Source organism: Lamprobacter modestohalophilus (assembly GCF_016583905.1).
Classification (GTDB): domain Bacteria; phylum Pseudomonadota; class Gammaproteobacteria; order Chromatiales; family Chromatiaceae; genus Lamprobacter; species Lamprobacter modestohalophilus.
On the sequence record NZ_NRRY01000060.1, the window covers coordinates 20,963 to 27,819 of the forward strand.

The 6,857-nt window shown below is 58.3% G+C and carries 12 protein-coding genes; 7 read left to right on the top strand and 5 right to left on the bottom strand.

Annotation, left to right across the window (positions count from 1 at the left end):
• Window positions 1-33: 33 nt before the first annotated feature.
• The 5 genes from CKO42_RS22615 to CKO42_RS22635 all read left to right on the top strand — a co-directional run bounded on the left by CKO42_RS22615 (window position 34) and on the right by CKO42_RS22635 (window position 2,610).
• Window positions 34-480, top strand: coding sequence for an HVO_A0114 family putative DNA-binding protein (locus CKO42_RS22615; protein ID WP_200249409.1), 447 nt, complete (start codon window positions 34-36; stop codon window positions 478-480).
• Window positions 425-988 carry a DUF3593 domain-containing protein gene (locus CKO42_RS22620; protein ID WP_200249410.1) on the top strand — a complete coding sequence of 188 codons (564 nt, stop codon included), beginning with the start codon at window positions 425-427 and terminating at the stop codon, window positions 986-988. Before CKO42_RS22615 ends, CKO42_RS22620 begins: the two co-directional genes overlap by 56 nt.
• A gap of 269 nt (window positions 989-1,257) precedes the next feature.
• On the top strand, window positions 1,258-1,740 hold the full coding sequence (locus tag CKO42_RS22625; protein ID WP_200249411.1) for a type II toxin-antitoxin system VapC family toxin: 483 nt from the start codon (window positions 1,258-1,260) through the stop codon (window positions 1,738-1,740).
• Window positions 1,733-1,930, top strand: a complete 198-nt coding sequence (locus tag CKO42_RS22630) for a hypothetical protein (RefSeq protein ID WP_200249412.1) — start codon at window positions 1,733-1,735, stop codon at window positions 1,928-1,930. The genes CKO42_RS22625 and CKO42_RS22630 overlap by 8 nt, the downstream gene beginning before the upstream one ends.
• 497 nt (window positions 1,931-2,427) lie before the next feature.
• Entirely contained in the window at window positions 2,428-2,610 is a 183-nt protein-coding gene (locus CKO42_RS22635) for a hypothetical protein (protein WP_200249413.1), read from the top strand.
• A gap of 142 nt (window positions 2,611-2,752) precedes the next feature.
• Here CKO42_RS22635 and CKO42_RS22640 read toward each other — a convergent pair whose 3' ends face one another.
• The 4 genes from CKO42_RS22640 to yjjJ form a co-directional block, all read right to left on the bottom strand.
• Window positions 2,753-2,986, bottom strand: coding sequence for a TraR/DksA C4-type zinc finger protein (locus tag CKO42_RS22640; protein WP_200249415.1), 234 nt, complete (start codon window positions 2,984-2,986; stop codon window positions 2,753-2,755).
• 263 nt (window positions 2,987-3,249) lie between these two features.
• The gene (locus CKO42_RS22645; protein WP_200249417.1) at window positions 3,250-3,675 is read right to left on the bottom strand and encodes a helix-turn-helix domain-containing protein; all 426 of its coding nucleotides are present in this window, start codon (window positions 3,673-3,675) and stop codon (window positions 3,250-3,252) included.
• Entirely contained in the window at window positions 3,675-3,974 is a 300-nt protein-coding gene (locus tag CKO42_RS22650) for a type II toxin-antitoxin system HigB family toxin (RefSeq protein WP_200249419.1), read from the bottom strand. Before CKO42_RS22650 ends, CKO42_RS22645 begins: the two co-directional genes overlap by 1 nt.
• Before the next feature lie 50 nt (window positions 3,975-4,024).
• Window positions 4,025-5,359 carry a type II toxin-antitoxin system HipA family toxin YjjJ gene (yjjJ, locus tag CKO42_RS22655; protein WP_242479625.1) on the bottom strand — a complete coding sequence of 445 codons (1,335 nt, stop codon included), beginning with the start codon at window positions 5,357-5,359 and terminating at the stop codon, window positions 4,025-4,027.
• A gap of 423 nt (window positions 5,360-5,782) precedes the next feature.
• Between yjjJ and CKO42_RS22660 the strand changes: the two genes are divergently transcribed.
• Window positions 5,783-6,013, top strand: coding sequence for a hypothetical protein (locus tag CKO42_RS22660; RefSeq protein ID WP_200249421.1), 231 nt, complete (start codon window positions 5,783-5,785; stop codon window positions 6,011-6,013).
• 4 nt (window positions 6,014-6,017) lie between these two features.
• Window positions 6,018-6,344, top strand: coding sequence for a type II toxin-antitoxin system RelE/ParE family toxin (locus CKO42_RS22665; RefSeq protein WP_200249425.1), 327 nt, complete (start codon window positions 6,018-6,020; stop codon window positions 6,342-6,344).
• 64 nt (window positions 6,345-6,408) lie between these two features.
• Here the strand turns inward: CKO42_RS22665 and CKO42_RS22670 are convergent, their stop codons facing one another.
• Window positions 6,409-6,774 (bottom strand): PHP domain-containing protein, encoded by a 366-nt coding sequence (locus CKO42_RS22670; RefSeq protein ID WP_200249426.1) that lies wholly within the window; start codon window positions 6,772-6,774, stop codon window positions 6,409-6,411.
• Window positions 6,775-6,857: the final 83 nt, after the last annotated feature.

A 6,857-nucleotide genomic window follows, 5' to 3' on the forward strand; every position in this document is an offset into this window, starting at 1 on the left:
GCTGATCGAGGATTTCATCGCGGAGGTGCAGCAATGGCGAGCCGACGACTCAGAGTGACACTGAACCCCGACTGGCAATCGGCGCTGCGGGCCGCGGGACGCGCGGCACAGCAGGAAACCTACCAGGGAGAGACGCTGAACTTCGAGACGCCCGCGGCCTTGTTTTCGCGCTTGACCGAGCGCCGCTGGGCACTGGTGCAAGCACTGATGGGCGCTGGCGAGCTGAGCCTGGTCGAGCTCGCGCGCCTTGTGTCGCGGGATGTGCAGCGCGTGCATGAGGATGTGGCCGAGCTGACAACCCTCGGCCTAGTGGAGCGCACTGCCAGCGGTGGGGTGCTATGCCCTTTTGCTGACATCCATATTGATCTGCGACTGTGTGCCAGGCCGCATCGAGCGGCCGCGGCTGCGCTGGTTCGCCTATGCGATGATCCCGCACCTGCTCGCCGGACTCGCTGTACTCGGCTTTCATCTGAGCGGTGACCAGGCCGATGGGCTGATCGCGTTGTCGCGGCTGCTGACCTTCGTCGGCAGTCTGTCGCTGTTGTCGGCGACGCTGCTGTTGCTGCCTGAGGGGCGATTCCCGCGCGGCGGTGCGGCAGCGGTGGTGATGCTGTTGGGGCTGCCTTGGGGTCTGTTGCAGTGGTCGTTTGGCGAGGCGGGAGCGATCGCGCTGCTGCCGGCGGCGAACCTGGCCTATCTGGGGTTCTTGGTGATGCTGTTGGTGCTCTATCGGCAGGATCGGGCGTTGTTCTCGGCGCTGACGGTGTTTGGCTTCTGGTTCCTGTTGGTCTTCGTCGCGGTCACCATCACCACCACGCGCATCGCCACCCTGCGCCTTGTCTTGCCGAGTCTGTCACATGCCGATCTCCTGCATGGCGCGAGCGAGAGTCTGCTCTCGGTCAGCAATTTCCTGATCGCATTCGGCGTCTATCGACGGCTTCAGGCCACTCGGGTTCGTCCGAGCGAACCTGCTTGCTGGTCGAAATAGAACGGCAACCAGCGGCAATATGCGGCTGATGATTCTCTACGATGCCGTCGGCGACCAAGGCCGCATCGAAGTGCTACGCGAGGTCTGGAGGGATCGAGGGCATAGGCAAAACGCTGCGGGATGACATGTGTTTTGCGGATGTTATCCCGCAGAATGATCATTGCCCATGGCGGTGTTGTAAAGGCAAAGCCCTGTGTGCTAGGTTGGCCGGAAACTAGATAATCACTGGTTCGGCTAGAAAGTGATACCCATCCAATCTCTGCAATGATATGGCAAAGATCTACATTGAAACTTCGATCGTTTCCTACCTGACGGCAAGGCCATCAAGCAACCTTATTGCCTCTGCATGGCAGAAAGAAACGAGCGATTGGTGGGAAACTCAGAAAGACAGATTTGATCTGTGCATCTCAGAGGTCGTGATTGAAGAGGCGGCTAGAGGTGATGAGTCAGCCGCTGCAAGGCGTCTGGCAGCACTTGAAGGAATTGATGTTCTTCCCCTTAAGAGCGCGTCCATTGAGTTGGCAAAGACTCTGATTGAAGAAGGTGGTATTCCAAATAAAGCATTGGATGATGCGTTGCACGTAGCGGTGGCGGCAGTGCATGGAATAGATTTCCTGCTCACATGGAACTGTCGACACATAGACAACGCAGAAATGAAACCTAAGATAAGAAAAATTATCGAAAAAAGCGGCTATCATTGCCCCGAGATAGCAACCCCAACCGAGCTGATGGGAGTGTACGAAGATGACTGACGAAATACTTAAAGAGCTCTGGGATGCTAAAGATAAAATTGCACAAGAGCATGGCTACAGCGTCGATGCCTTGGCAGAATATTATCTAAAAAAGCAGACTGCAAGGCATGGGCGTTTCATCCAAGATGTGGGTGAAAACAAAGCCGAACATGGCGCTCAACTCGGACGCTCGCAAGCTCGCGCCGGTTAGCGCAAGCGTTAGCTTACAGCGCAAGCGGTTGAGTGATCGTAATAATGACTAAGTCGGTTTATCTTGAGTCGTCTGTCATTAGCTATCTGACGTCGAGGCCAAGCCGAGATTTGGTGATAGCCGGACATCAAGCGTCTACAAACGAGTGGTGGAACGACGATCGGATTATGATTCATTCATTTCGCCACTGGTCATAGAGGAGATTTCAGCAGGGGATACATTGGCTGCTGAGGCGAGATTACAGGCAATCGCAGATATCCCTATCCTAGCAATCAAGCCAGAGGCAGAGGAGCTAGCAGCATGGCTTCTTTCCTCAAACGCTGTACCAGCCAATAGTGATCGAGGTGCGCTTCACATCGCGATTGCAGCAAATCAAGGCGTAGACTATTTGCTCACGTGGAACAAACATTTAATAACGCAAGCGCGCGGGCATTGGTGATAAACACAGTTTCAAGTTTTGGTTTGCCCAATCCTATGTTCTCCAGAAGAACTGATCGGTGAAGAAAATGCGTGAAGATCCTATAGTCGAAGAGATGCGAGCTGTCGGCAAGGCTTTTGCTTTAGAACACGGTAATGATCTAGGTCGCATTTGTCGCGCTCTGAGGGAAAGATCAGAAAAATCAGGTCGTCAAGTCGTCAATCGCGAGCCCAAACGTTTAGAGAAGAAAGCTGCAAGCTAACAGTTAGAATGGATGTCTTGAGGTAGGGCAGCCGGTTGCATGGCGAGCCTCTTCGATGCTGCGGATGCTGTCATTCGGTGCTGCGGATGCTGTACGTCCGGCTGGCCTCGCAATGCGCGACCAGCGGGGCTTGGTCGCTCGCTCAGTGTCTGCGATGACGACTGATCTGGGCTTCGTGATCTTCCTGGCAGAGGGTGCAGCGAGTGGCACTGGGAACCTGTCGCAAACGCGCTAGAGGGATCGGCGCGCCGCAGTCGAGGCAATGCTCGCGGCCAGGCTCTGCGGTTATCTGTTGCCGGATGGCGGCGATGGCCGAGGTGGTGAGTAGGTCGGTCTGGTACTGCGCAAGGTCGAGTTCGTCAGCGAAGCGTTCCATAGGTTGGCCACTCGTCTGGTCAGTTGATAACCGAAACCCGAGTCTGACAGCAACCTGTGACAGGGATGTGAACGCTGTTCAGACCGACTCGGCGGGCCATTGCTTCGGCGCTCGGGCTTGGCCGCGAAGGCGCTCATCCGATGCTTCAGCGCTCGCAGATAGTCAAACAGTATTCTCTAATATATTGATGCGATTGCCCTGAGCGGCAGCCTCCTCAGGGCGTTCACCTTAAAAGGGCTGGCGGCTACGGCCCGGAACTGCAATCACAAGAACAGGGCCGCGCTCACATTGAACCGCTTAGCCAGCTTTTTAGCGATCTCTTTGCTGATGCCGCGCCGGCCGCTCAAGATGTCCGATATGCGACTTTGCGGGGCGCAGTCGGCAAGGTCCTCCTGCTTCAACCCATGCTGGTCCATCAGGAAGCGTAGCACTTCTTTCGGCTCGGACTCCTGGATGGGGTGGTACACCTCTTCATAGGCTGCAACTTGGTCGGCCAGATAGTCGAGCACGTCGGCCAGGGGGTGATGCTCGTTGTCGCCGATCTCATCTAGTAACACCTCGATGGTTGCCCGCGCCTGGGTGTAGTCTTCCTCGGAGTGAACCGAGGTCACGCCGACCACTTCCTTGAACGGCATCCAGGCCCGAAGAATGGCTTGCGGTTCGGGCACCGTCTTATGTGTTAGTGCCATCAGTTTCTCCTGTTTCGCTTCCAACCATCGCGGTCGTACTCTTCATGGGTGAGTACCCCGCGGATGTAGATCTTGCGCCGGTTGTAGTGGATCGCGGCGATCAACCGGTACTTATTGCCCCCGATGTTGAACACCGTCAGCCCATCCACGTAGTCGGCGCTTGCGAAAGTTGCACGCAGGTCATTGAAATCCGAGAAGACATCCATCTTCATGGTGCGATACCAGGCTTCCAGCGGATGCTTGGCGTCCGGGTGCTTTATCGAGAACTCGACCAGGATGGGCTTCGCGATCACGTGCATGAGAGGCAGTATATACCAATACGGTATATCAAGGAAAAAGTTCGTACCAGCTAGAGCCGCATTAATGCCGAACGATTATCGGCGGCAATCTTCCTGAACGCGCTGCTGATACCGGGCTCAGCAGCGCAGCGGTTCCAGAAGCCCATAGCGGCTTCGCGGGCCTGCAGCCAAGCCGATTGATCGCCCGGCAGTGGGAGCGCCGGCTGAAAGCGGACGCGCGGCAGCTCGCCACTGCGCGTCGGCGCATACTGCATGGGTAGCATGTCGTAGATCGGCGCTAGTGTCAGTCCTGGACGGAACGCGAGATTGCCATCATGCATGTCGTTGTTCGCGATCAGCCGACCGAACCACCAGAGGCGGCGGATGCGCTCGCAGGCTTCGAGCGACAGCCAGCCGTGCTGATGCAAGCGCATGGCCTTCTCCGGCCAAGGCTCGCCGGCAAGGCCGACCAGTGCGGGGTTGAGGCTGGCCAAGGTGCACGCCGGGGCGCGTCCCTGGCAGCCGACCCGATCGAAGCGCTCGACCTCCAGGAAGCAGCGTCCACTCCGTTGCTCGATGTGGCTCTGAGCGGCTGGGATGGCCAGATCCGAGCGCAGCGTCTCGAGCGCCAGATGTTCGGCGATGAGCAGATCTGACCAGCGTTGCACAGCCGGCGTCTCATCGGCACCGGAGAACTTGACGATCACCGAGATCGTTTCGCCTTGATGCTCGATGAGCGTGGCGAACTTGGGAAACTCACCCCCAGCCGATGAGCCCGCATCGCCAAAGGCCAAAGCCCGTTCAGCCAGCACCGGATAATCCTCGCGGGTGTGGGGCTGGCGCTGCGCCCGGGCCTGCAGCTCGGCCTCGTAAGGCACCTCGCCGAGGATGAGATCCCCAGGCTGATCCTGCCCGAGCGTTGCCAAGACATGAACGATGTCCGCATCTGTCCAATCGGCTAGACGTTCGCTGACACCGAGTAATTGCGCATGGCGGTGGGCGAAATGCCGCCCGAGAAAGCCCTGTGGCGCCATGTCGTAGAGGGGGTAGGGTAGACCCTCGAACCAGCCGTCGGCCATCTGATCGTCGAGCGGCCAGGGACAGGGCTCGATCCACTCCAGAGCGCTACCCTCGGGCTCGATCAAGCTCAGACGCCCCAGCAGGTGCCCGTCTCCGGCCTCATCGATCCGATACAGCGGGATCGGTGTCTGCCGCCCGCGCAGCGGACGACGCAGCGCATAGGCTGAGCGCCGAGCCTTCCCCAGGCGCAAGACCTCGGGGTCGAGTCGGCGCACCCAGCGCAGGAGTGTGGCGCGATCGGTACCGCCCAAACGGCGGCAGAGCTCGCTGCTCGAAACAGGCGGATCGTGCGCGAGCGCGGAGCGCAGGTCGGCGATGGATGCCAAGGTGTCTTCAGGATCTCGGTTGCAACGATTTGTGCAACGATTCTAGCGCGTTTATGCTTGATTTATTGGGGCTTTATGTAGTTGTCAGAAAATTTACGCAACGATTCCTAAAGGAGCCTGATGGATGATACTCCGCCATCGCCATCGCCATCGCCATCGCCATCGCCATCGCCATCGCCATCGCCATCGCCATCAGCCGTTCGTATTGTGGCTCGATGTGGTCCCCGATCTTGGGCTCCTAGACGTCAGCGGTCTCGGGTGCCGATGCTGCCCTATGCGCCGCAGCATGAGATGCTATTCGGGATGCGGATCTGTATCCTGAGTTTCTCGTTCAGGCGCATGATCTTCGTGGCCTTCGTTTGACGCGGTCCGACGTATTCGTTCCTTGCAGTCTGTGTTTTTTAGAGACGAGGATGCTGATCTATGACGCAGCCGACAGAAGACATCACCGAGCGCCTTCATGCTGAGATCGAGCAGACTCCGGCGCGCTATCGGGCGCTGTTGTTGCGGCTCGTTCATTCATTCCGCGAGGGTATCGAAGCGGATGAGCCCTGGCCGAGTGCCACCGAGTCGTTTCGGGAAGGCTGGCGTGATGCCAAGGCCGGGCGGGTGCAGTCAATCGATACCCTCTGGGACGGTATCGACGCGGGTTAATCGGATGATCGTCCGCTACTCGGACGCCTTCAAACGGCAGCTCAAGCGGCTGAGCCGGCGCTATAGGCGTATCCGCAGTGACGTCCAGCCGTTGCTGGATCAACTCTGCGATGGGGCAACCCCGGGGGATCGTATACAGGTTCGCGGCCACGTCCTGTATAAGGTGCGCGTCAAGAACAGCGATGCGACTCGGGGCAAGAGCGGCGGGTATCGCATCATTTACTACCTTCAGACTGAGAGCGAGCGACTGCTGGTCGCCATCTATTCCAAATCCGATCAAGGCGATATCCCGCACGAAATCCTGCTAGAGATCATCGAGCAAGACGATTGACGCACCCTCGGGGCCAAAGTGTGCAAAGCCCGCTGGATAGCGGAGAAGACCCTGAGGCCGAAGCTTAGTGTCGGCTGCAGTCGGCGAAGAGCAGGGTTTCGGTGATCTCCAGCGAGGCCGCGACATGGCGCGCCACGGTCTGATTCAGCCAGTTCGGCTGATGCGCATCGGAGCTGATGACGAAGCGGAAGCGTTCCCGATAGGGGCCGTAGAAGGCCTTCCAGTCGCAGCGCCAGACGTAGCGATTATTGATCTCCACGACGCATTCTGGCGGCACCCGATCCAGGTTGGTGTCGAGCGCATTTGGATGGGCGACGATCACCGGGCGATCATCGGCGAGCAATTGCTCCAAGGCCTGGTAGTCGGCAGCGCGATCGTAACAGTAATGGAATGGTCCGCCCCGCTCCTCCAACACACCCCGAGCGGGCACAATAAGCGATGATGAGAACCCATCGTCAACCAAGGTAGCGGAGCAGACCAATGACAGAGACTCACAAAGACCGGGCCATCACG